This window comes from Chloroflexota bacterium, assembly GCA_023475225.1.
Lineage (GTDB): Bacteria > Chloroflexota > UBA6077 > FW602-bin22 > JAMCVK01 > JAMCVK01.
The window spans coordinates 23,832-48,124 of sequence record JAMCVK010000014.1; the positions used below are offsets into that span (position 1 = coordinate 23,832).

Genomic DNA, 24,293 nt, shown 5'->3' on the forward strand with positions numbered 1-24,293 from the left:
TTGGGAAGAGCCGACGGCGCTGCTAGAAGAGGCAACTGCTGGAGCCATCATCGAACCGGAACTGAGCGAGGATCCGGTAAGGATGTACCTCTATGAAATCGGCCGCGTACGATTGTTGACCGCTGAAGACGAGAAACGTTTGGCCCGTCGTATGGAAGAGGGTCGCTATTTGCAGTCCATCGAGGAGGATCTAAGGGATAAGCGGGAAGAGCGAACGAACGTTGGTCTGACCCTCCTTCTTTACAGCCGCTTAGCGAGGGCCAGCGAGCTCCTTGCTATACTGAGAGGATGCGAAGGGCTGGCTGATGACGTTTCCCTCGCTGGTCAGCTGAGGCACACTAGTCTGCATACCTTAATTGATGGGGGGCTGGATCCTGCTTTAATGGAGGTGATAAGTAATCAGAGAGGTATTTCCATTGAAGAAGCCGAACAGCAGATGAGAGAGCTATCCTTGATTGTCCGCGTTTTGCCGCCCCAAGTGGTAGAACTACTCACAGACAATTATAAGGGCGATATGCCCTCGGTCGCGGTAGTTCGATCGGCCATCGAGGGACAAGAGGAACAGTTGGCCAATCACTTCCTAACTATTCATCAGGAAGCTAAATTCGCTCAACGACGCTTGGTGGAGGCTAATCTACGGCTTGTGGTGAGCATTGCTAAGAAGTATATCGGTCGTGGTCTAACTATGTTGGACTTAATTCAGGAGGGAAATACCGGCCTGATGAGGGCTGTGGAGAAATTTGACTATCGGCGAGGATATAAGTTCAGTACTTATGCTACCTGGTGGATCAGGCAGGCTGTGACACGGGCCATCGCTGATCAAGCCCGAACTATACGTATACCGGTGCATATGGTGGAGACAATCAATCGCCTGTATCAGGCGTCACGCCGTCTCGTCCAAGAACTAGGGCGAGAGCCGACTCCTGAAGAGATCGCTAAAGAGATGCAGACGACGCCGGAGAAGGTTCGCGAGATTATGAAGTCTTCCCAACAACCAGTTTCCCTAGAGACCCCCATTGGGGAGGAGGAGGATAGCCAGCTGGCCGACCTGATTGAAGACCATAAGAGTCCGGCTCCCGCTGATGCAGCCTCCAAGCAGCTCCTCAGGGAACAGGTAGATGCGGTTCTTTGCACCCTGACTGGACGGGAACGGCGTGTCCTCAGGTTACGCTTCGGATTAGATGATGGCCGTAATCTCACCTTAGAAGAGGTGGGGAAGAGATTCGGCGTGACCCGGGAGCGCATCCGCCAAATCGAAGCCAAAGCTTTGCGTAAGCTGCGCCACCCTAGCCGTAGCAAGAAACTTAAGGATTATCTGGAGTAGATGCCTAGGCTGTCGCTTTAAGCACCTGTTTGGCTGTTTCCACGTCTCGCAGGATGCTCCGCGCCACAATGACGCCCGAGGCCGATGCCTGTATGAGTCCTCTGGTCACACCAGCACCATCGCCGGCCGCGAAGAGGTTCTTTATCTCAGTCTCCAAACGATCATTAAGCTCTAGGCGTGCTGAGTAAAACTTTACCTCTACGCCGTAGAGAAGGGTATGGCGGGAGTAAATGCCCGGTGCCAGATTGTCCATCGCTTGGAGCATCTCGAGGATACCGGTCAAGTAACGATAAGGCAGTACAAAACTCAAATCGCCTGGGGTGGCTCCCTTCAAAGATGGCTCGATGATGCCTCGGTTGATCCGTTCAGGTGTCGAACGACGGCCACTCAAGAGGTCCCCTAGACGTTGCACGATCACTCCCCCGCTGAGGATGTTAGCCAAGCGGGCGATATAGCGCCCATAAGCGATCGGTTCGTTGAATGGCTCAGTGAAGGTCGTCGATACCAGCAGGGCGAAATTGGTTTTGTCCGTCCTCTTGTCTGCATAGCTGTGGCCATTAACAGTGACCACCGGGTCAGCCCCAGCCGTTAGCTCTGTCGTCACTTCACCGTGCGGGCACATACAAAAGGTGCGTATTCTATCATCGAACACTTTAGAATATAGCTCCATCTTCGATTCATAGAGGACACTCGTTATCTCTTCCAGGATGGCGGATGGGACTTCCACGCGCACCCCAACATCGACAGGGTTATTTTTCAAGGAGAGTCCCAAGCGACGACATTCGGCCAAAAGCCAATCAGCCCCTTCCCGACCGGGCGCTACCACGACATATTTCCCTTCGATCACCTCTCCAGAGGATAATTCTATCCCGGCGATTCGGGCATCCTCTGTGTGCAGTCGTGTTGCCGCCACGCCCAGTCTCATATCTACCTTCTCGCTCAGGTGCTGGTACACCGCCTGAAGCACCTTGTAGCAGCGCTCCGTTCCCAGGTGCCTGATTTTGATTGGGATCAGGCGGAGACCAGCTAAGGCGGCGCGTCGACGCCATTCCTCTACCTCCTCACCGACACCGAAAACACGATCACCACCACCAAACTTGAGATAAACATGGTCAACATATTCGATGAGGTCATTAAGTTCATCTACACCGAGATATTCATTTAATCTTCCTCCAACCTCGGCGGAAAGGGTGAGTTTGCCATCAGAGAAGGCGCCGGCACCGCCCCAACCACTGACCATACCACACGGTGAACAACGGATGCAGCTGATTGAGCGATCCATCGCCGGACAGCTGCGTTTCTCGAGGGGGCGACCTTTTTCAAGCAGAAGGATCCTTAATCCAGACTCGGCCAGTTCCAGAGCGGCGAAGATGCCAGCTGGGCCGCTCCCGACAATTATGACGTCGTAGGTCTTGGGCATGGTAATCACCCCCTAACACAAGGTCAAGCGAAACCGACGCTCGCAATTATACTAGGTCTTCCAGCGCTTGTCGAATGGTGAGGGGCCATTAGCACTTACTGGTTGGGGAAGGTCGCTAAGTAAACATCGGCGCCCACTCGACGGCTCCGATAACGGGGCACGACTATTGCTGCCTTATGTTCTATGCTGGCTGCCGGACTAGGATTCGAACCTAGAGTTACCTGATCCAGAGTCAGGCGTGTTACCATTACACCATCCGGCAATCGGGCGGGTCGCTCAAGTTGTCCTAACTGAACAACTATAATTTAGCATAAAGTGGTTTGGTCTGGCAATCCTTACTTGAGAACGTGAATATCTCCCTCAAACCCCGCAGGGGGTTCAAGGTGGCCCTGCGCTTTTTTTACTCTTTCGGCGCCCTGACCAAGCTACCCCTTGGAACTCCCGCTGATCAGTAGTATCATATTCGTATCAACAAAACTAAGGAGGGAGCGCTATGCCTGACCAGAGATTGATGGGAGTCGCCTTGGGGAAGCAAAAAGCAGATCTGGCCGTGATCAACGGTAATCTCGTCAACGTGAACACAGGCGAGACCTATCGGGGTGGCGTAGCCGTATGCGGTGATAGGATCGCCGCTATCGGGAACATTGATTACACCATCGGTGAGCAGACCCAGGTGATCGATGCGACGGGCCATTACATCGTTCCTGGATTCATCGATGCTTACATTCATCCGGAGAGCAGCAACCTGAGCATTGGTCGTTTTGCTGAGATCGTCCTGGCTCATGGCACAACGAGCATAATGACAGACCTACACGAGATAGGCGTCGTAGGGGGTATGGAGGCCGTCGCTGCTGTTCTGGAGGGGGGAAAAAGGACACCGCTTAAGATTCACTTCGTTGTGCCATCCCATGTTCCCTTCTCACCAGGGTTAGAGACGAGTGGTGGGCACTTCGATGCCGGGGTTGTGGCCCAGGCCATTCAGAGGGATGATGCGGTGGGACTTTCGGAGATCGTGGCTCCGTACGTCCTGATGAACTACCCTGATCTGATGCAGTCTATTGCTTTGACCAAAAAGGCACGCAAGATACTAGCGGGGCATGCGCCGGTTACCAGCGGTCCAGCCTTATCGGCCTATCTCACCGTTGGGGTGAGCAACGATCACGAGGCCATGCAAACCGAGGAGGCGTTGGAGCGGCTGCGCAATGGCGTATATCTGTTTATGCGTGAGAGTCCGGTAGCCCAGAATATGGCCGCCTTGATTAAAGCGGTAACGGAACACAAGGTGGATTCACGACTGTGTAGCATCGTCACCGATGATACCGACCCGATGGAGCTGACCGAGCAGGGACATATGGATCACAAGGTGCGCCGGGCTATGCAGGAAGGCGCGAACTTCGTCACGGCCATCCAGATGGTGACCCTGAACCCGGCTACGGCTTTCCATCTAGAGATGGAGATAGGTAGCCTTGCCCCCGGTAGATATGCTGATATTAACATCGTCAGTGGACCACAGGATTTTAGGGTCGTGAAGACCATCGCCAGTGGACGATTAGTGGCCCAGGATGGGCGTATGGTCGCGCCGATTGGTGTCTTAGAACATTCGGCCTTACTCCTTAACACTTTCCATCTTAAAGCGCCAGTGAAGCCAGGCGAGCTGGCCATAGCAACCGGCGTGCAGATAGATCAAGCCAGGGTGAGGGTCATGCGTACCTTGGACTGGATTCCCATCACTGTGCCGGGCGAGGCCAACCTTCCGGTTAAGGATGGTTATATCCGGGCAGATCCAGAGCAAGATGTTCTGCATATCGCCGTAGTCGAGCGACATCATCAGATCGGTAATATCGGTAGGGCTTTTATGGGCGGGTTCAATCTAAAAGCAGGGGCTATCGGTTCGAGCGTGGCCCACGATAACCACAACATTGTCGTGATGGGCATCAATCTGGAGGATATGGCCTTGGCTGTTAATCGCCTGGCCGAGCTACAAGGTGGACAAATCGTCGTGAGGGATAGTAAGATACTCGAAGAAGTGCCCCTGCCTATTTTGGGATTGCTTAGCGACGATGATGCCTACACGCTGGCGGACAAGAAAAGACGAATGGTCGCCAAGGCTAAAGAATGTGGTGCTACCATTCGCGATCCATTTATGTTTCTGTCCTTTATCACCCTGGCAGCTATTCCGGAATTCGCCATCACGGATAAGGGTTATATCGCCGTGGAAAAGCAGGAGATCATCGATCCGGTGATCTCGGTGCATTGAACCGCCGTAGGAACAACATTCGGAGCTGGTAGGCTAAAAAGATTAGGGCTGAATAGGCACCTGTCTAAGGCGCTTATTTACTGGGCAAAGTGTCCAGGAGCCGAAGCGCCTCTGTCAGGCGATCCAGCGTTTTTTCGCGGCCCAACACAGCTATCGTTTGAAAGAGGGGTGGTGCTACCGTACGTCCAGTCACGGCCACGCGTACAGCGCCAAAGAGCTGCCCTGTTTTCAGCCCAAGGGACTCGGCTAGAGAACGCATCTGTATCTCTAACGTTTCACTATTGAAAAGGGAAAGATTCTCCACAACTCTCTTGGTTTCGGCCAGGGCGAGCTTCGTCATAGCTGCGGTCATCCCTTTACCAATGAGCAAGGCTGAATCATAGGTCAGTCTTTCTTTGAAGAAGAAGTCGGTTAGCTCGACCACCTCACCTAATCGCTTTACTCTCTCCTGAATCAGGGGAATCATCTTTTGTATATAGGTTAACGTTTTTGTTGGCACCTGATCGGTGGGGACGAGCCCAGCTTTCTGCCAGAATGGTAGGGCGCGCTCAGCCAACTCTTTTAGGCTTAACTGCCGAATGTAGTAACCGTTCATCCAGTCCAGCTTCTCTATGGAGAAGGCCGCAGCCGTCTTGGAGACGCGTTCGATGCGGAAGTGTTGCACCAGTTCCTCCTTACGGAAGATCTCCCGTTTGTCATCGAAGGCCCAGCCGAGAAGGGCCAGGTAATTCACCATCGCCTCAGGCAGGTAGCCGAGCTCAGCGAACTCCATGACTGAAGTAGCCCCGTGTCGGCTAGATAATTTAGCCCTATCTAAGCCAAGCACCATCGGTAGATGGGCGAAGTCCGGAGGGGAAGCATCAAGAGCCTTATAGAGCAGCAGTTGCTTGGGCGTATTCGCAATATGATCATCGCCACGAATGATATGGGTGATCTGCATGGTGATGTCGTCGACAACAACGGCGAAGTTATAGGTGGGAATGCCGTCGCTCTTGACGAGCACAAGGTCATCGATCTCAGTGTTGTCAAAGGTGATGTCGCCGCGGATTAAGTCCTTAAAGGCGGTGGATCCTGTCGATGGAGCAGCAAAGCGCAATACTGGCCGCCTGCCCTCGGCCTCATAGGCAGCGCGTTGTTTGGTTGTTAACGGTCGGCAGCGACCAGGATAACGGAAGGGCATCTTGGCCCTTTTTGCGGCCTCGCGCATAGCTGTCAGCTCGTCGGGTGTACAATAGCAATAGTACGCCGCTCCTGCCCTCAGTAAGCGCTGGGCGAACTCTTGGTAGAGAGGCAGACGCTGCATCTGGAAATAGGGACCATAAGGGCCGCCAACCTCGGGGCCCTCGTCCCATTCCAGCCCCAACCAGCGCAAGGAAGTGAGAATCGACCGTAGATTCTCCTCTGTGGAGCGAATACGGTCGGTATCCTCGATGCGCACAATGAAAACGCCATCATTGGCGCGAGTGAATAGCCAGTTGAAGAGAGCTGTACGGGCGCGTCCGACGTGTAAGGGACCGGTCGGGCTGGGGGCGATGCGGACGCGCACGCCATTGTTCAGCGCAGACATAATTTTTACCTCCTATTTTAAGTGTAACATAGATTGGTGGACAGTGTCTGATCATAGGGGGTCGCCTGACCGCTATAACCTCAATGAAGGAAGATCCGGATCCGCCTCAGTCTTTGCGGCGTAGTTCGGTCAATATCTCTTCCAGGTCGCTGGGCAAAGGGGCTTCAAACTCAACGAATTGCTCACTATTGGGCAAGCAAAGACTAAGTCGGCAGGCGTGCAGAAACTGCCTAGGAAAGGATATCTCTTCATGCCTGCGGCCATAAACGCGATCGCCAGCTACAGGATGCCCAATAGAGGCGAAGTGAACGCGAATCTGATGGGTACGGCCTGTCTCTGGGCGGACTCGGACAAGAGTATAGTCGGCCATATATTCGCTGACGGTATAATACGTACGCGCTTCTCGACCCTCAGCGACGACGGCCATCAATTTGCGTTGTTTGGGATGACGACCGATGGGGGCCTCAATCAGCCCCTTGCTTGGGGTGAGGTGGCCGTGCAACAAAGCGATATACTCTTTTAGTATCTTCCGTTCCTGAATTTGCCGGGATAGATTCAAGTGGGCCCTGTCGTTCTTAGCTATTACTAGCAATCCAGAAGTGTCCTTATCCAAGCGATGGACGATGCCAGGCCGTAGGCTTGACCCGATCTCCAGATTGGGATAATAAGCCAGGATAGCATTCACCAGGGTATCTGTCCTATGCCCCGCAGCTGGATGCACCACCAATCCGGCCGGCTTGTTGATCATCAACACATCCTCATTCTCGAAGACGATGTCCAGGGGAATCGGTTGGGGAATCAGTGTGGTCGGCTCGGGCGGTGGTAAATGTAAGTCGATCTGATCACCTGGGAGTATCTTAACGCTGGGCTTGCTTGGTTGTCCGTTCACAGTGGCATGCCCAGCTTCTATGAGTTTTTGAATGAGGGAGCGAGAAAGGTGCGGGTAGACCGTTGTCAGGAACTTATCCAAGCGTGTCCCAGCGGCGGATGCCGGGACAGAAACTTTTTTATGCAGGATGACCACGGCTGTCTCGTTTCGAGGGAGTGGTAAGAAGACACCAGGCCAGGATGATGCTGCCGATCACGAAAGCACTATCGGCCAGATTAAAGGTTGGCCAGCGCAGGTTACCGATGCCGATATCGATGAAGTCTATGACATAACCATAACGTAGCCTATCAAGGAGATTGCCAAGTGTACCACCTAGCAAGAGCCCCAGACACACCTTCGGAAGCAGCTTCCCTGGGGCAACATATCCTTGCCAGAGGATAAGGATGGGAATCACTAGTAGGGCGATCGTTGCAAATAGTCCTGTTTTCCCCTGAAGCAGACCGAAGGCGGCCCCAGTGTTGGTGACGTAATCCAAACGAACCCAATCTCCAAGGAGCGCTAACCGATTGGTCCGGGAAAAAATGTAGTACGGTATCAGCATTTTAGAGAACTGATCCAGGGCAAAGACAAAAAACGCCACAGTGAAGAAGGGTAGATAATGGCGTAATAGGTGTAGGTGGGGCAAAGGGGAATCCCCTGAGCTATTGGCTATCTTAGACATAGCGGCCTAAAGAGCAGCATTTCGGCGCTTACAACCGGCTGCGCTTAACTTGCTGCTTCGTCTTACAATGGATGCAGAGATTAGCATAGGGCAGGGCTTGAAGACGCTGGGGGTCGATCGGTTCGCCACAATCATCACACAACCCATACGTCCCCTTATCCCATTTGTTGAGAGCGTGTTCTACCTGTTCCAGCAGGCCGCGCAGATGTTTCTGGAGGGACAGCGTTTTTTCCTGCTCGAAGGTATCGGTAGCGTTGTCGGCCAGGTGATTGCCATACGCGCTATGTCCACCACGAGCGCTTGCAGCCATCTCTTCGTCAACGTTGAGCTGAGCGATCTCTCTGCGCAGCCTCTCTTGCTCTGTTTCCAGCCACTGCTTTTGTGTCTCGTATCGCGACTGTAGTTCCATCCTAGCTCCCCCCATTGGGGCGATTACAGAATCCGCTATGGTCGTGTCTTACCATTCAGCATTTTAAAGTAGTCTTAGAGAAAAAGCAATTTAGGGAATTTGATCATTTGCCTGGTCGAGTTACAGCTAGCGTTACCTGCTCTCCGTCTATGAGGAGAGTCTCACTGTAAGCACCATCCGGCGGTGGGCTATTCTCTAGTGACAATGAGAGGGTCTCCTGTTTGATGTAAGCCGCATGTGTCTCTATCGTCGCTCGTATTCTGGCACTTCCCTGATAATAAGTGATAATGCGATCCTCAATGTTGAAGTTCGCCTGCTTGCGCATCAGCTGCAGGCGATGAATCAGCTCGCGAGCCAGTCCCTCCTGCAAAAGCTCAGGGGTTAATCTGGTGTCGATGGCTACAGCGTAGCTATCATCGGTAGCCACAGCATATGGTTTCCTATCGGTGATGATGACCTCTAAGTCCGACGGTTCCAGCGTATAGGTGCCTACGATCACTGTTTCTTGTCCGCGCACCTGCCTGGCCAGCTCCATTTGATCAAGCTTGGTCAATTCTCTTAGGATAGCGGGTAATGCCTGGCCGTATTTCGGGCCTAACAGGTCGAGTCTGGGCCTGACCGAAAAGGTGATCACATCAGCCATATCAACGGCAAAAGCAAGGCGTTTTACATTTAGTTCTTCCAGGATTTGGGAGGCCAGCTGCGCAATGATTGTGCGCTCGGTCATGTCCGGGACGTTAATCAGTGCTTCGCTCAACGGTTGCCTGACCTTGATGGCAGCCTTGTTGCGGGCTGCTCGTCCTAAGCTGACTATCCTGCGAGCCAGGTCTACGCTTTGGAGCAGGGTTTTGTCGATTAGTTTAGCGTCGGCCTGGGGGAAATCAGCAAGGTGGACACTCTCTGGTGCTATCTTGTCTATAGATCGGACCAGGTTCTGATAAATGTGCTCGGCCAGGAAGGGGATAAACGGAGCGATTAACTTGGACAGCGTTACCAGAACCTCGTACAGCGTGGTGTAAGCGGCCGTCTTATCTTTATCCTGTTCCGACTTCCAATAACGGCGACGACTGCGCCGAATGTACCATGTGGAGAGATCATCGACGAATGATTCGATGGCTCTCGCTGGGGTGGCGGTATCGTAGTCGTTCAGCCCTTCGGTGACCGTTTGAATTAAGATGTTCAATTTGGCTAAGATCCAACGATCCAGTGGTGAACGTTCATTAATGGGTGTGGCGTGTTCCATAGGGTTGAACCTATCAATGTTGGCATAGGTGACGAAGAAGGAATAGGCGTTCCACAGGGGGAGCAGGAAGCGCTTTCGCACCTCGTCGGCGACTCCATAGCCAAAGTTAAGATTGTTGACCGGATTCTGAGTGAGATATATCCAGCGCATAGCATCCACGCCCATACGTTCGGCTGCCTCATCAAACCAGATAGCGTTGCCTTTGCTTTTGTGCATCTCCTCTCCCTGTTCGTCCCGAACCAGGGCATACCCAAGGCAGGTTTTGAAGGGATTCGCCCCCTCCAAAACTGTGCTCATAGTGAGAAGGGAGTAGAACCAACAGCGGAACTGTCCGGGGAAAGATTCCGTAATAAAATCAGCCGGAAACCACGTTTGCCAATACTCTTTGTCCTCGAAATAGCTCAGGGTGGAAAAGGGAACGATCCCAGCATCTAACCAGGCATCACCCACTTCGGGAATCCTGGCTATGAGCTGTCCGCAATTGGGGCAGGGTATCTTGACGGCATCGATGTAGGGACGATGGGGAGATTTAAGATTCTCCAAGCCGGACACGGCCTTCGCATAAAGCTCCTCCTTGCTGCCGATGACCTGGAGATGGCCACAAGCACACTCGAAGAAAGGCAGAGCCAAGCCCCAGTAGCGCTTACGTGAGATACACCAGTCGCCCATATTGCGCAGCCAATCGAGCTCCCTATCCAGAGCGAAGTCTGGTATCCATCGTATCTTTCGGGTAACATCCATGATCTTGTGGCGGAGGTCATCCATTTTAATGAACCACTCGTCTACCAGACGGAAGACCAGCTCTTCCTTGCAACGCCAGCAGACAGGATAGCGGTGCGTATAAGTGGTGATCTTGTAGGCTACACCTCTGCGGGAGAGGTCAGCGAAGATGTCTTGATTAACGCCTTGCACATTTCTGCCAGTCAGCCAATCAAAACCAGCGCCGTAATAGCCCGCTTCGTCGAGGGGTGCGATCACCGCTAGGTTGTGTTCCCGAGAGAGTTCAAAGTCCTCTTGTCCACAGCCAGGAGCGATATGAACTAGTCCTGTGCCTTCCTCCTCCCCCACCTGTTCCCAGGGGATCACTTTATGTACGATTCCTTGCTGTACGGGGAGGTAATCGAATGGCCCCTCATATTGGAGTCCCAACAGCTCTCGTCCAGAGATTTTACCCAAGATGGTGTATGGCCCACTCAAGCAGTCGAGTGTACCTTGCGAGAGATAGTAAATATCCTCTCCCTGTTTCACCTTTGCGTACAGGAGTTCTGGATGGACAGCGACAGCGACGTTCGAGGTGAGCGTCCAGGGGGTCGTTGTCCAAACGAGCAGATACTCATTGCCTCGCCCTTTGAGTCGCAAGCGCACGTATACAGAGGGATGGGTGATCTCCTCATATCCTTCTGTAGCCAGTTCGTGCTGGGAGAGGGCGGTACCGCAACGAGTGCACCAGGGCATTACACTATGCCCTTTATAAAGCAGCCCTTGTTCGTGGCATTTCTGTAGGAAATGCCAGATGGCATAGTTGTTCTCATCAGAGGTGGTATAGTAGGAGTTATCCCAGTCCATCCAATAGCCAAGCCTGATCGATTGTTCAGTCTGAATCCGAGAGAACTTCTCTACACGGGCGCGGCATTGCTCTACAAATCTGGCCAAGCCATAGTTTTCGATATCTCGCTTGGAGTTGAAGCCGAGCTCCTTCTCAACCTCGACCTCAACCCAGAGACCCTGACCATCGAAGCCATTTTGATACCGTTGTGCGAACCCCTGCATGGTCTTGAATCGCTGGAAGAGGTCTTTATAGGTGCGTCCCCAAGCGTGATGTACACCCATAGGGTTATTGGCAGTGATCGGCCCGTCGAGGAAGGAGAACCGCTTCCTGGCGTTTTCATTTCGAGCGATATATTTTTTCATCAGATCATTTGCTAACCACCACTGGAGGAGCTCTCTTTCTAGGGTGGGGAAATCCACCCGAGATGAAACAGGCTTAAACATGTTGACCTCCTCTAATAATAACAAAAGCCTCACCCCCAAGGGGCGAGGCTTTTGTGCCCGCGGTACCACCCTTCTTAGCAGGACATTCGATTATACACTTGAACCCTGCTCACTTTGTAGGGTACGTGTTCATACCCTTGTCCTGTCTAACGGTGGACAACGACGGTCAAGTCTACTCGGTACCAGCGGGCCTTGGATGATCTTGTCCGTCTCACCCGGCGGTCCTTTCGGTTGACAGCTCCGGAACGATTTTCGATCGGGTGGTTGCGTTTAGTTACACCGGCCCCAAACTCTCTGGTCCAACCAAACCCGTCTACTCTTTCCTTCGTAGCCGTTCTCAGGTATACTTTTCGGATGATCTTAAGAATGCCAATAAGTGCAGACCCCACTGTGCTGTGAAGCTACTCCGTTTTGAACCTGCATATACAGGTGGGTGCCTACCTATTGGCTGCGCACCGAGCGCCTCAATTGGACGCTACCAAGCCGCCTCGAGAGATCGGCTCCCTATATGTTAGGTGTTGGCTCAAAACATCGTCAGAGCGTCACATACACCGTAGGGTCCTACAGATGATATATTAACACGAAAAACGCCTAATGTCAAGTTAATGTTGTGCGGTGATTTCAAGATGGTTTTCCAACTCCTTCTGCCACAGAATCTTAAGCTCATGCCTATCCTAATGCTACTGCGATACAATCGTCCTGCACCCGTTGGACCTCCTTTCGCCTTAGAGTTTGCAACCCTTAGGCTACAGAGATCGGCGGGTGCTTTCAATATCTCCCCAGTTTCACACTTAATAGTGTAGAGCCAACGAGCTCACCTCATTGACATATCCACCCGCATACCTTATCATCCTTAGCGGTTTGCCCCCAAAAATGGCTTATTGGCCGCACTCTGTGAAGAGGCGGCAACCCGAATTTCGATGGAGAGGTGTTCAGGATGCCAAAAGTTAACGACCTGCGTTCCTTTCTTCAGGTCCTTGAGGGCAATAATCAATTGGTGCGCATCGAGAAGCCTGTTTCCCTGCACCACGAGCTGGCCAATGTGCTGGCCACGCTGGAGAGGAAGGACGGACCAGCAGCCATCTTCACCACCGCCGGTGACCAGGGTATACCAGTAGTGGGTAGTGCTCTCGCCTCTCATGAACGTATCGCCCTGGCCCTTGGTTGTAAGAAGGAGGAGATCGTTGATGCCCTGGGAGCAGCTATCGCCAATCCCATTCCTCCCCGCTATGCGACTGCCCCCCTCTGCCAGGAGGTCATAATGAAGGGTGAAGAGGTCGATCTCTATCGCTTGCCCATACCCTTCCATGCCCAAGGCGATGCTGGCCCCTTCATCACTGGTGGGGTGACCTTTTCTAAAGACCCTGCCACCGGACGAGGCAATTGCTCTTACCAACGCATGCAGCTCAAGGGGCGCAATAAGTTGGGGATTATGATCAACGAATGGCGACATCTGCGCGGCTTCCTAGCCTTCGCCGAAAAGCAGAACCAACCCCTGCCCATTGCCGTGGCCATCGGATTGGATCCAGCCATAATGATCGCTGCTGGAATACGGACAGAGCGCGACGAGATAGAGATCGCCGGGGGCATCAGGGGCGAGCCTATAGAGATCGCTCGAGGGGCAACGGTAGACATCAACGTCCCAGCCCGGGCTGAAATCGTAGTCGAGGGGAGAATCATTCCTGGTGTACGGGAGAGTGAAGGCCCCCTGGCCGAATTCACCGGTCACTACGGTGCCCTCTGGGATTGTCCTGTCTTCGAAGTGACTGCTATCTGCCACCGACGGGAACCCATTTTCCAAACGATCGTCCCCGGCTCATTTGAACACGTCAACCTGGGCAACGTTCTGCCCCGCGAGCCTATCTTAAGACAGTTCGTACGACACGTCGCTCCACAGGTATCGGTCGTGCATCTCACCCCCTATAGTGGAGGCTTCATGGCTGTCGCCGCCTTAGAAAAGGATAATCCCGGGCAACCTAAAAATGTAGCTCTGGCAGCGCTGGCCTCCCACGTGAACATCAGGATCTGCATCGTCGTCGATCCCGATATAAACATCTTCGTTCCCAGCGAGGTCCTTTTCGCCCTATCTACCAGGGTCGATTGGAAGGAGGATGTCTTCCTGGTGCCTCATGCGCAAGGCCACGAGCTGGATCTGACCGGCGATGAGCGGGGCGTGCAAACCAAGATCGGTATTGACGCCACCCTCGTGAAGGGTCGGCGTAAAGAGTATCACCAGCGGGTGGTCTATCCAGAGGTGGACCTCGGCACCTATATTCAGGCGCAGAAATAGGAGACGAGGGAGCACCATTCCTCCAAATTTGGGGCGTATAAGGAGGGGACTATGGCGCTGACAGCATTTGTCGACTTGTCCAACGGGCGGATCGAGGTCACCCCAACGGACGAGAGCCTCTTGCAGCAATTCATCGGTGGACGAGGTTACGCCGCTAAGCTCCTGTCTGACCAGGTGACCGCCCGCGTAGGACCTTTTGATGCAGAGAACTTGCTCATTTTTTCCAGCGGACCGCTCACCGGTACACCCTGGCCAACTGCGGCCCGTTATACGGTGACGGCCAAGTCCCCTCTCACCGATGCCTACGGTTACGCCAACTCCGGTGGCTTTTTCGGTCCCCAGCTACGGAAGGCCGGCTTTGATGCCCTGGTGATCAGCAGTAGCTCCCCAAAACCTGTCTATCTTCTGGTTGACGACCAGCACGTCGAAATTCGGCCGGCGAACGATCTTTGGGGAAAGACGACTACGGAAACAGAATCCATCTTGCGTGAACGTCATCCGGAATCACGGGTGGCCTCTATCGGCCCGGCCGGGGAGAGATTAGTGCGCATCGCCGCTATAATCAACGACTATCATCGGGCAGCGGCACGTACTGGTATGGGCGCGGTGATGGGTTCGAAAAGGCTCAAGGCCGTGGTGGCGCGCGGAAAAGGTGGGCCAGGAACATATTCGGCCGCCTTCCAGACCGCCGTTAAAGAGGCCCATCGGAAGGTAGCCCAGAATGCCGGCGCCGAGGGGCTACGCAAGTGGGGCACAGTCCTGCTGATTCGGCCCAAGAATATCGTTGGCGACCTGCCGGCTAAGAACCACCAACAGGCTCAGGTGCCCTTTGTGGATCGCATAGACGCCGCAGCTATCGCCCGCTATACCGTGACCAACAAGGGCTGCTTCGCCTGTCCTATAAAGTGTGGGAGGGTGTCCAAAATAGAGGCAGGGCCATACGCCTGCGAGCTGGAAGGGCCGGAATACGAGACCACCGATGCCCTTGGCCCTATGTGCTGGCTAGAGGATATCGAGGCGGTGATGTATGCCAACCTTCTCTGCAATCAGCTGGGGCTGGATACCATCTCCACCGGTGTGGTCATCGCCTTCGCTATGGAGTGCCATGAACAGGGACTATTGAACGATGAGAATCTATCCCTGGAATGGGGAGACCCCCACACAGTCATCGGACTAGTCCGTCAGATTGGTGCCAGGGAGGGGTTGGGTGATATCCTGGCTGAGGGGACCAAGCGAGCCGCTGAGCGGATAGGTCAAGGGGCAGAGCGCTTTGCTATGCAGGTGAAGGGGGTGGAGCTGCCCCGCCAGGAGCCACGCATAGCCAAGGCCTTCGGCTTGGGACATGCCACCTCTAATAGAGGAGCCGACCACCTCTATGCCCTGCCCACGGTTGATATCGCTGGCATGCACGATGTGGCCAGAAAGCTGTTCCCCGACCTCTTGCCTGAGTTGATGGAGGTGACCTCCGAACAGTACAAGGCCAATCTGGTAGTCTTTTCAGAGCACTTCTGCGCTGTGGCCGATTCGGTAGGGATCTGCAAGTTCTCCGGGCCGGAGACCTACGCCGTCTTCCCTGAGGATATCGCTAGCGGACTGAGCGAGTTGGGTCCCCTCTTCACCACTGAGGAGCTGCTAACAGCCGGCGAGCGTATCGTCAATCTGGAAAGGATGTTTAACGTCAGACATGGGCTCTCTCGGCGAGACGACATCCTACCCAAGCGATTCACGGAGGAGCCACTCCAGCTCTACGAGTACACTGGAGAGGGAGTCGCCGGACTTATGGCCAAGCCCAAAGAGACCGCTGGGAAACCCCATCTTATCGACATCGCTAAAATGTTACAGGAGTATTACACCTTGCGGGGTTGGGATGACTCCGGTATCCCAACCCCGCAAAAACTGAAACAACTTGGCCTTGCCTGAGGCACACCTTTCTGAATAATATATGCGTCTGAGGAGGTATTTCGATGTATCTGGCTATAGACCCAGGCAAATGTACCGGGTGCCGAGCCTGCGAGGTCTTCTGCTCTTTCATTAAAGAAAAAGCGATCAATCCAGCCAAAGCGCGCATCTCGGTTCTCAAATGGGAGGACGAGGGCATCTTCATTCCCTTCACCTGCCAGCAATGTACCCGACCCCTTTGCGCTGAGGCCTGCCCTGTCCAGGCCATCGCCCGCAACGCCCAAACAGGGGCGATGGAGATAAACACCGCCAGGTGTCTCGGTTGCAAGATGTGCATCCTGGCCTGCCCCTTCGGAGGTATCTGGTGGGATGGGGACAGGAGTTTGCCGATAAAATGCGACCTTTGCCAGGGCGATCCGGAGTGCGTCAAATGGTGTGCCCCCAAGGCGCTGTCTTACGAAAAAGAGGTGAAGGTTGGATTGCGCCTGCGCAGGGAAGGGGTAGGAAAGCTGGCCGCCCTGCTGGAGCTGGTGGAAGGGAGGTAGCTGTATGTTTCCTTATAAGGGATACGCCGGAAAATACCTCCGCATCAATCTGACAGAGGGTACCATTCACAGCTGCGAGTTGGAAGAGGAACGGGCCGAACTGTATCTGGGAGGAAATGGCTTCGGTACCAAGATCCTCTGGGACGAGGTGCCTCCAGAGGTCGATCCTCTCTCCCCTGAGAATAGGCTCATCATCGCCACGGGCGTCCTCTGTGGCACGTTGATGCCGAACAGCTCACGTATAGAGGTTATCGCCAAGTCTCCCCTCACAGGCATTTACGGCGATGCCAACGCAGGTGGCTTCTTTGCCCCCGAACTGAAGTTCGCTGGCTATGATCTCCTCGTTTTTGAGGGACGCGCCAAAAGCCCGCTCTATCTCTACATCGAAGATGGACAGGCGGAGCTACTGCCAGCGGAACATCTCTGGGGTAAGGGGAACACAGAGACAGCCAGGCTGATCCAGCAGCGACATGGTGACCGTGAGATAAAGGTGGCCTCTATGGGCCCGGCTGGCGAGAATCTTGTGCGCTTTGCCAGCATCAACTTCCCTGAGTTAAGAACAGCGGCCCGCACCGGTGTCGGCGCGGTGATGGGTTCGAAGAACCTGAAGGCCGTAGCCGTACGCGGCTGCGGAAACGTGGAGATCGCTGATCCAATCAATTTCTATGATGTGGCCACAGATTGTCACCGACGGATACGCGTCAACGAATTCTACGGTCCTGTCTCCCGCTATGGGACACCTGGCCTAGTTACCTTGATGAATCCCATGGGACGCTTCCCCACGAAAAACTTCCAAATGGGCAGCTTCCTCTACGCCGATGATATCAGCGCCGAGGAGTTGCGTGAACACTACTTCGTGCGAGAGCTCGGCTGCTTCAATTGTCCTGTGGGCTGCGACAAGATCTACCGCGCCCCCGAGGGAACAGAATTCGCCGGCACGACTGTACGTAGCCTGGAATATGAGACTTTAGATGCCTTCGGGGCCGCCGTTTGGAACAATAACCTTCCCTCTATCCTGCAAGACAATGTCTTATGTGACGAGCTGGGCTTGGACACCATCTCTGCCGGGCGAGCCATCTCTTTTGCTATGGAACTTTACGAGAAGGGAATCTTAACCAAAGAGGAGACCGATGGCCTGGATCTCACCTGGGGCAACTATGAGGTTATCCCCATATTACTAAAGAAGATCGCCAAACGAGAAGGATTCGGCGACCTCCTGGCAGAAGGAACACTACGAGCGGCGCGGCGCATCGGTAGGGGCGCAGAGCGCTATGTAATGCACGTTAAGGGACAAGAGATTGCTGGCCAGGATGGTCGGGCTCAGCAATCCATGGGGCTCGCCCATGTGACCTCGAGCCGAGGAGCAGACCATCTCAAAGGTTTCCCCACCATTGACGAGACCGGTTATCCCTCTGAGGCTGTGCGCCGCTACGGCGATGAGTATATGCCCGACCTGATCGATCCCCTTTCCAACAAGCATAAGGCGATGCTAGTGAAGGATGGCGAAGACTTCGGAGCAGTCGTTGACTCTTCTGGATTATGTAAGTCGGGAGGCACCTTCGTCCTGGCCGAGGTCTACTGGACAGAGATGGCCAAGGCGATTCAATACGCCACCGGCATGGACATGGATGTTCCCAAGCTGAAAACGATCGGGGAACGCATCTACAATCTCCAGCGCTGTTACAACATTATGCACGGCATATCGCGCAAGGATGATACCCTCCCAGAAAGATTTCTTAAAGAACTCTCCCCCTCCGGACACGCCAAAGGGCACGTGGTCAATCTCCAACCAATGCTCGAGGAGTATTACGAATTGCGACGCTGGGATAAGACGACAGGCTTCCCTACCCCGCAGAAGCTGCGCGAACTCGGCTTGGAGGAAGCAATCGACAGGATCGCGGTAGCCGAACGGGCCAGCCGCCGTAATCCCTAAGAGAAGGACCCTCTGTGGAGCAGGCGATAAACGTCACCCTTAAGTATCACAATATAATCAGGGACGCAACAGGAAAAAGGAGTGAGGTTCTCACTTTTCCCCGGATGACGAGGCTCAGGCAGGTCCTGATAGAGATTTGCGACAGATATGGTCCCCGCCTTCGCCAACTGCTGCTCACGGAGGAGGCGGAGCTCAGCCCGTACGCCCGTATCTTCCTCGATAGCAAAGCCATACATGAGGCAGACCTGGACACCGAGATCAGCGATGGCGCCGAACTCCTCCTCTTCCCGGCCATCGCTGGCGGTGCCGGCGGGAAAGATTACGTGATCGTTGGCAGCAGTGCCGCTGGCCTAAGTGCTTTGGAAGCCATCCGCCAGCGCGAAGGGCGGGCGAGGATAACCGTCATCTCCAGAGAAGCGGAGCCCCCCTATTCCCGCATATTCACCCCCGATTACGTGGCTGGCAAGGTCACTGTGGAGGATATGCTTGTCCGTCCCCACGAGTTCTATGAGCAAATGGAAGCCACCATCCTCCAGGGCGAGGACAAGACAGTATTGAAGGTAGAGCCGCGACAAAAGAGCATCCATCTGGCCGATGGTCAGACGCTCACCTACAATAAATTGCTTATCGCCAGCGGTGCTTCGCCCATTCTCCCCAACATCCCCGGCGTGAACTTAGACGGCGTCTCGACGATGTGGACCTTGGCTGACGCTCGCAAGGTAGCCAGATGGGTGGAGAAGGCCACCTCGGCCGTGGTTGTCGGCGGCGGACTGGTTGGGCTGAAGACAGCTGAGGCCCTCCTCTCCAGAGGCTTAAGGGTGACGGTCGTCGTCAGCTCCGGGCAGGTCCTCTCCCAAATGCTCGACCGAGAGCCAGCCCGGATTGTAGAGAAGCGTATGGAGGAACTGGGTGTAAGGATTCTGACCCGTAGGGACGTCATCAAAATATGTGGGCCAGGGAGAGTAGAGAGTGTCGTGCTCAACGATGGACAGCGCCTCCCCTGTCAGCTAGTGGTCATGGGGAAAGGGGTCAAACCCAATATTGATTTTGTGCAGGGCACTGATATAAAGGTCAGGCGTGGTATCATCGTGGATGAGCGCTGTCAAACAAGTGTACCTGACATCTATGCGGCCGGTGATGCCACTGAGGCCTACGACGTAGCCTACCGCGAGTATCGAGTGAACGCAATGTGGCTTAACGCCACGCAGCAGGGTCAGACGGCCGGGGCGAACATGAGCGGGGAGTCTCTCGTTAAATCCGGCACTACAGCCCTGAACATCGGTTCTTTCTTCAAGGTGCCAGTGGCTTCGCTGGGGATCAGTCGCCCCCAAGGGGATGGCTATATTGAACATATCTGGGTGAACACATCCCAGCGTTACCGCAAGATCGTGACTCAAGATAACTACATTGTGGGGGTGCAGCTGGTGGGCGATGTCAGCGATGCAGGAATATTCCACCATCTGATTCAAGAGAGGAGGATGCTGGACGGTATGGCCACTTACCTGCCTAGCCGCAAGCTGACTTACTCTCATACCCTGGCTAAACTGCCCCTGATTGGTAAGTGAGGTCAGAGAAGTAAGCTTATGTCAAGACTGACCATACTGGGAGGGTACCTGCTCCCCTCGGTCATGGAGGGACCCAAAAAGGGATGGGGGCTGACTATTGAGGGCAACACCATCGTCGCCCTGGGACCCAATGCTGAGCTGCGCCAATCCTATCCAGCATTGGACTTTCTAGACGCAAGTGATAAGATCATCCTCCCCGGCTTCGTCAACTCCCATATGCATCTGTATGGGCTACTCTCCCACGGCATCCCCATTCGTGTCCCTCCCCGCGGTTTCTATGCCTTTCTGCAGGACTTCTGGTGGCCACAGGTGGAGGACCGCCTCGATCATGATCTGATTCGTTCGGCGACAGCCCTGGCCTGCCTCACCATGATCCGAAGCGGCATCACCACCTTCTGTGACATCCTGGAGGCACCGCGGGCCATCCCGGGGGCCCTGGAGGTAGAGGCAGAAGTGGTTGCCCAGTCTGGATTGCGGGCCGTCCTATCCTTCGAGGCCACGGAGCGAATGGGCGCGGAGAATGGCCAGCTGGGACTTGAGGAGAATGCCCGCTTTATCCAGGAGCACCCCCGCACAGGATGCATCAGCGGCATGATGTGCCTGCATACCACCTTCACCTGCAGTCCCCCCTTCATTCAGAAGGCCAAATCCCTGGCCACGGAACTGGGGTCCGACATTCATATGCACCTTTCCGAGAGCTCCTACGAACCCCAATATTGTATGGAGAAGTATGGTGTGTGGCCAGTGAAGCTATACGAACAGCTAGGCTTTCTTGGGCCGGATGTGCTCGCCTCGCAGTGCGTACAGGTTCGGCCGGAGGAAATAGCTATTTTGGAGCAGCAAGGAGTGAGGGTCTCCCACATGCCATTGAGCAACTGCGAGGTCGGTGGTGGTATCTCACCCGTCCCCGATCTGCTGACCAGGAACATCACCGTTGGTTTGGGCAGTGATGGTTATATCAATAACTTCTTTGAGGTGATGCGTGGCGCCTTCCTGATTCACAAAGCGGCCAGACAGGATACTTTGGCCATGCCTTCGACAGCCATACTGCGTATGGCCACAGAGTGGGGAGCACGGGCCGTAGGATTGTCGAGTGTTGGCACCTTAGAAGCCGGCCATCTGGCTGATGTGATTCTGATTGACGGCGACTGTGATACACCGCTCACCGACTTTAATCTGATGGACCAGGTCGTCCTTTATCGCCATCCGACTGACATTGATACGGTCATCGTGGATGGACAGTTTCTGATGAAGAATAAGGAGGTACTCACGCTGGATGAGAGCAAAGTTAAGGCTGAGGCCCAGCAGGCCGCCACAAGGCTGTGGGGGTGATTCGAATGGCTAGCCTAGAGACGACCCTCTGTGGAATTACCCTGCCCAATCCCTTCATCCTTTCTTCAGGTCCACTCTCCTACTCAGGGGAGGCGCTGGCACGGGCTTTGGAGGCTGGAGCAGGAGCCGTAGTCACGAAAACTATCCGCCGCGAAGCAGCCATCAATCCTACGCCGCACATGGTACGTCTGACACCGAGTGGGCTTCTGAACTGCGAGAAGTGGGCTGACCTGGGCCCCCGCGAGTGGATTGAGAAGGAGATTCCCCGTGCTAAACAGAGCGGGGGCATAGTCATTGCCAGCCTAGGACATACAGTAAGAGAGGTCATCGAGTTGGTAGAGGCCATAGCCGGCGCGGGATCAGACATGATTGAGCTCGTCTCTTATGAGGAGGACCAGCTGGTGTCCATGGTAACGCAGGCACGGCGGCGAGTGCATATCCCCCTTCTGGCCAAGCTCAGCCCTAACTGGAGAAATCTGGCCAACGTTGTGGCTGGTTGCATCGCTGAAGGAGCCAACGGCATAACGGCCATCGACTCCGTCGGACCGGTGTTACGCCTGGACATTCGAACGAGAAAGCCCATTTTGGGGGGCAGCTATGGCTTGGGTTGGCTCTCTGGACCACCCATTAAACCGATCGCCCTGGCCATCGTTGCTCAGACAGCTATGGCTAACAGGGTCGATATCGTCGGCGTCGGTGGCGTGAGCACGCCTGAAGATGCCGTAGAGATGTTTCTGGCCGGCGCAAAGGCGATAGGGGTTTGCACGGCCCCACTCACGCGTGGACTCAGCGTCTTCCAGAAGCTCACCAGCGGACTGGGGCGGTTGCTTGATGAGTTGGGTTATGCCTCCATCGCTGAGGTTTCAGGCGCTTCCCTGCCCTACCTCATTGAGAAAGAGTCGGTAACCAGACTCAATTTCACCTATGACAAGGAGAAGTGCACCGATTGCCAACTCTGCGTCACCCTATGCCCTTACAGGTCACGCCATTTAGTCAACTATCAGATGTCGCTTGACGAAAACACCTGCCGCTTTTGCGGCTATTGCGTCTCGATCTGCGCTCCAAAAGCGCTCACCATCGTCCCTTAGTCAGGAGAGAAGACGATGACTACTGTAATCAAAATACTGGGCATAGCCGGTAGCCCGCGCAAAGGAGCTACCGAGTATGCCGTCCAGGAGGCGCTGCGAGCGGCTGCAGAGGTACCCGGCATAGTGACCGAATTCTACACGGTGCGAGGCAAGAAGATAGCCTATTGCAACCATTGCGATCACTGTCGCCGCCATAGAACGACGTGCATCATCAGGGATGATATGGATGAAGTGTACGAGCTGGTGGCAGAGGCTGATGGCTTTATTATCGGGTCGCCTGTTTACAACATGAATACCACGGCCCAGCTCCAGGCTTTGCTCAATCGCACAAGGGCAGCACGCTTCATCTATCCCGGCGCTTGGAAGAACAAGGTGGGTGGAGCCATCGCCGTGGGGGGCACCCGCCACGGTGGCCAGGAAACAGCCCTGCTGACTATACTCAATTTCTATTACGCTCGCCAGGTCATCGCCGTGGGCGGCGCCTTCGGAGGATACGCCGGAGGCACCATCTGGTCTAGAGACAACCGTAAGACAGGAGCGCAGGAAGACGAGGTCGGTATGGCCACCGTACTTGGCCTGGGGCGGCGCGTGGCCGAGATAGCCCGCATAGTGAAATTGGGCAAACTGTCTGTAGAGGAGCTGCAATCCCAGCTGGGTGAACCGTTACCCCTTGAACAACAACCGGTCGTTGAGGACTACAACGTATAAACTATACTCTTTTGGCTCTCGCTGTGTGAGATGAGGGTAGGTCTTAACCACCTGACACCACACCGGATAGGGTGTGTAGAGGGGCGTGGAGACCACGCCCCTACAGGGTTACGGGCTCTGCCCTTAATCTCTTTCCCCCTTCTCCCGCCGGAGTTTGGGGTAGTCCAGAAGGGGAGCACCCCTTCTGGGAGGATTCTATCCGCCTTCGGCGGACGCCCTAGCCCATACTCCCCCTTCTCCCGTCCTCCTTCGGAGGACGGGAGAAGGGGGACAGGGGGATGAGGGCACAATAGTGAAAATACAACAGTTCTGGATCAATAGCGAAGGTTTCAATCTAGAGGGCCGCTTGTTTCGGCCCAACCAGGAGCAGGATCAGCACATTGCTATCATCCTTCTGCATGGTGTCAAGGGTATAGATTACGGCACTGCCAGGCGGGCTGAAGCCTTCGCCCAACAGGGGTTTACCTCGCTCACCTTCAACTTTCGGGGCTATGGTCGTAGTCAAGGGGAGCTCGATCTGGCAGCGATGCCGGCAGACCTCGCCGCAGCGCTTAACTTGCTTTACCAGGAGGTAGCGCCAGAGATGCCAGTAGCCCTGTTGGGGTTATCCTTCGGGGTGATACCAGCCATTTGGGTGGGGGTGCACGATCGCCGAGTGAAGGCCATCGTAGGATGGCGGGCCATCGGCGACATAGAGGCCTGGTATAATCTCATTCGGCGGCCTATTCGGCGGCTCGGCATCGAGCAGCTACGCTTCCAGAACCGCCATCAGGCCAAGGGATTTTACACGCATTTCTGGCCAAGTTTGCGAAGCCTGTTGCCACTCAACCCGTTGACCGTCGTTGAACAACTCTCCCCCACCCCATTGTACCTGGTACACGCGGTCAATGATTTCCTGATGCCGGCCCAACTGGCCAAAAATCTGTACAAACGGGCTAAGGAGCCGAAGAGATTAGTGCTCCTGGATACATCAGATCATGCCTTTATTCAGCCCGCCAACGAACAGAAAGTCATCGCTTTGGCCGTCGATTGGCTCAAAGAGGCCCTGACAGTTTGACTATAAATTGAAGTACTGTTATAATCCTGACCGTAGTTCAGGTCCGCAGATTGGTTGGGCAGCGCCTCGCCGGGTGGCGAGCTGCTGAAGAAAAAGTGATAGCCGCATTGGGAG

18 protein-coding genes, 1 tRNA gene, 1 other RNA gene and 1 pseudogene are annotated in these 24,293 nt (G+C 54.6%); 12 read left to right on the top strand and 9 right to left on the bottom strand.

Annotated elements, in window-relative coordinates; all coding sequences use genetic code 11:
• Positions 1–82: 82 nt before the first annotated feature.
• Positions 83–123, top strand: a pseudogene (locus M1136_01960) (hypothetical protein).
• A 103-nt stretch (positions 124–226) separates the two neighbouring features.
• Positions 227–1,324: an RNA polymerase sigma factor RpoD gene (gene rpoD / locus M1136_01965; protein ID MCL5074405.1), complete on the top strand. Its 1,098-nt coding sequence runs from the start codon at positions 227–229 to the stop codon at positions 1,322–1,324.
• 4 nt (positions 1,325–1,328) lie between these two features.
• Here the strand turns inward: rpoD and M1136_01970 are convergent, their stop codons facing one another.
• Positions 1,329–2,744: an NAD(P)/FAD-dependent oxidoreductase gene (locus tag M1136_01970; protein MCL5074406.1), complete on the bottom strand. Its 1,416-nt coding sequence runs from the start codon at positions 2,742–2,744 to the stop codon at positions 1,329–1,331.
• A 187-nt stretch (positions 2,745–2,931) separates the two neighbouring features.
• Positions 2,932–3,006, bottom strand: a tRNA-Gln gene (locus tag M1136_01975).
• A 231-nt stretch (positions 3,007–3,237) separates the two neighbouring features.
• Here M1136_01975 and M1136_01980 point away from each other — a divergent pair.
• Positions 3,238–5,001: an amidohydrolase family protein gene (locus M1136_01980; GenBank protein MCL5074407.1), complete on the top strand. Its 1,764-nt coding sequence runs from the start codon at positions 3,238–3,240 to the stop codon at positions 4,999–5,001.
• Positions 5,002–5,074: 73 nt separating this feature from the next.
• Here the strand turns inward: M1136_01980 and gltX are convergent, their stop codons facing one another.
• The 7 genes from gltX to ssrS all read right to left on the bottom strand — a co-directional run bounded on the left by gltX (position 5,075) and on the right by ssrS (position 12,325).
• Positions 5,075–6,559, bottom strand: coding sequence for a glutamate--tRNA ligase (gene gltX, locus M1136_01985; GenBank protein MCL5074408.1), 1,485 nt, complete (start codon positions 6,557–6,559; stop codon positions 5,075–5,077).
• Positions 6,560–6,674: 115 nt separating this feature from the next.
• On the bottom strand, positions 6,675–7,592 hold the full coding sequence (locus M1136_01990; protein ID MCL5074409.1) for an RluA family pseudouridine synthase: 918 nt from the start codon (positions 7,590–7,592) through the stop codon (positions 6,675–6,677).
• A complete protein-coding gene (lspA, locus tag M1136_01995) occupies positions 7,576–8,082 on the bottom strand; it encodes a signal peptidase II (GenBank protein MCL5074410.1) in 507 nt (168 codons plus the stop codon). Before lspA ends, M1136_01990 begins: the two co-directional genes overlap by 17 nt.
• A 64-nt stretch (positions 8,083–8,146) precedes the next feature.
• Positions 8,147–8,527: a TraR/DksA C4-type zinc finger protein gene (locus M1136_02000; GenBank protein MCL5074411.1), complete on the bottom strand. Its 381-nt coding sequence runs from the start codon at positions 8,525–8,527 to the stop codon at positions 8,147–8,149.
• A gap of 103 nt (positions 8,528–8,630) precedes the next feature.
• The gene (gene ileS, locus M1136_02005; GenBank protein MCL5074412.1) at positions 8,631–11,762 is read right to left on the bottom strand and encodes an isoleucine--tRNA ligase; all 3,132 of its coding nucleotides are present in this window, start codon (positions 11,760–11,762) and stop codon (positions 8,631–8,633) included.
• Between the two features lie 146 nt (positions 11,763–11,908).
• Complete coding sequence (locus M1136_02010; GenBank protein ID MCL5074413.1) at positions 11,909–12,151, bottom strand: hypothetical protein; 243 nt, start codon at positions 12,149–12,151, stop codon at positions 11,909–11,911.
• Positions 12,141–12,325: non-coding RNA, 6S RNA (gene ssrS, locus M1136_02015), on the bottom strand. The genes M1136_02010 and ssrS overlap by 11 nt, the downstream gene beginning before the upstream one ends.
• Positions 12,326–12,699: 374 nt before the next feature.
• Between ssrS and M1136_02020 the strand changes: the two genes are divergently transcribed.
• The 9 genes from M1136_02020 (at position 12,700) to M1136_02060 (ending at position 24,179) form a co-directional block, all read left to right on the top strand.
• On the top strand, positions 12,700–14,052 hold the full coding sequence (locus M1136_02020) for a UbiD family decarboxylase (GenBank protein MCL5074414.1): 1,353 nt from the start codon (positions 12,700–12,702) through the stop codon (positions 14,050–14,052).
• Positions 14,053–14,103: 51 nt separating this feature from the next.
• Entirely contained in the window at positions 14,104–15,972 is a 1,869-nt protein-coding gene (locus M1136_02025; protein MCL5074415.1) for an aldehyde ferredoxin oxidoreductase family protein, read from the top strand.
• A 44-nt stretch (positions 15,973–16,016) separates the two neighbouring features.
• Positions 16,017–16,496 (top strand): 4Fe-4S dicluster domain-containing protein, encoded by a 480-nt coding sequence (locus tag M1136_02030; GenBank protein MCL5074416.1) that lies wholly within the window; start codon positions 16,017–16,019, stop codon positions 16,494–16,496.
• A gap of 4 nt (positions 16,497–16,500) precedes the next feature.
• Entirely contained in the window at positions 16,501–18,429 is a 1,929-nt protein-coding gene (locus tag M1136_02035; GenBank protein ID MCL5074417.1) for an aldehyde ferredoxin oxidoreductase family protein, read from the top strand.
• A 14-nt stretch (positions 18,430–18,443) separates the two neighbouring features.
• Positions 18,444–19,994 (top strand): FAD-dependent oxidoreductase, encoded by a 1,551-nt coding sequence (locus M1136_02040; protein ID MCL5074418.1) that lies wholly within the window; start codon positions 18,444–18,446, stop codon positions 19,992–19,994.
• 18 nt (positions 19,995–20,012) lie between these two features.
• Positions 20,013–21,326 carry an amidohydrolase gene (locus tag M1136_02045; GenBank protein ID MCL5074419.1) on the top strand — a complete coding sequence of 438 codons (1,314 nt, stop codon included), beginning with the start codon at positions 20,013–20,015 and terminating at the stop codon, positions 21,324–21,326.
• A gap of 5 nt (positions 21,327–21,331) precedes the next feature.
• Complete coding sequence (locus M1136_02050) at positions 21,332–22,414, top strand: 4Fe-4S binding protein (protein ID MCL5074420.1); 1,083 nt, start codon at positions 21,332–21,334, stop codon at positions 22,412–22,414.
• A gap of 15 nt (positions 22,415–22,429) precedes the next feature.
• A complete protein-coding gene (locus tag M1136_02055; GenBank protein MCL5074421.1) occupies positions 22,430–23,122 on the top strand; it encodes a flavodoxin family protein in 693 nt (230 codons plus the stop codon).
• A gap of 292 nt (positions 23,123–23,414) precedes the next feature.
• The gene (locus M1136_02060) at positions 23,415–24,179 is read left to right on the top strand and encodes an alpha/beta hydrolase (protein MCL5074422.1); all 765 of its coding nucleotides are present in this window, start codon (positions 23,415–23,417) and stop codon (positions 24,177–24,179) included.
• Positions 24,180–24,293 lie beyond the last annotated feature (114 nt).

What these genes read in the sequence shown, in the direction of transcription:
- M1136_01970 (MCL5074406.1), bottom strand. Translation starts at nt 2,744, where the DNA reads ATGCCCAAGACCTACGACGTCATAATTGTCGGGAGCGGCCCAGCTGGC.
- M1136_01980 (MCL5074407.1), top strand. Translation starts at nt 3,238, where the DNA reads ATGCCTGACCAGAGATTGATGGGAGTCGCCTTGGGGAAGCAAAAAGCA.
- M1136_02000 (MCL5074411.1), bottom strand. Translation starts at nt 8,527, where the DNA reads ATGGAACTACAGTCGCGATACGAGACACAAAAGCAGTGGCTGGAAACA.
- ileS (MCL5074412.1), bottom strand. Translation starts at nt 11,762, where the DNA reads ATGTTTAAGCCTGTTTCATCTCGGGTGGATTTCCCCACCCTAGAAAGA.
- M1136_02020 (MCL5074414.1), top strand. Translation starts at nt 12,700, where the DNA reads ATGCCAAAAGTTAACGACCTGCGTTCCTTTCTTCAGGTCCTTGAGGGC.
- M1136_02025 (MCL5074415.1), top strand. Translation starts at nt 14,104, where the DNA reads ATGGCGCTGACAGCATTTGTCGACTTGTCCAACGGGCGGATCGAGGTC.
- M1136_02030 (MCL5074416.1), top strand. Translation starts at nt 16,017, where the DNA reads ATGTATCTGGCTATAGACCCAGGCAAATGTACCGGGTGCCGAGCCTGC.
- M1136_02035 (MCL5074417.1), top strand. Translation starts at nt 16,501, where the DNA reads ATGTTTCCTTATAAGGGATACGCCGGAAAATACCTCCGCATCAATCTG.
- M1136_02045 (MCL5074419.1), top strand. Translation starts at nt 20,013, where the DNA reads ATGTCAAGACTGACCATACTGGGAGGGTACCTGCTCCCCTCGGTCATG.
- M1136_02050 (MCL5074420.1), top strand. Translation starts at nt 21,332, where the DNA reads ATGGCTAGCCTAGAGACGACCCTCTGTGGAATTACCCTGCCCAATCCC.
- M1136_02055 (MCL5074421.1), top strand. Translation starts at nt 22,430, where the DNA reads ATGACTACTGTAATCAAAATACTGGGCATAGCCGGTAGCCCGCGCAAA.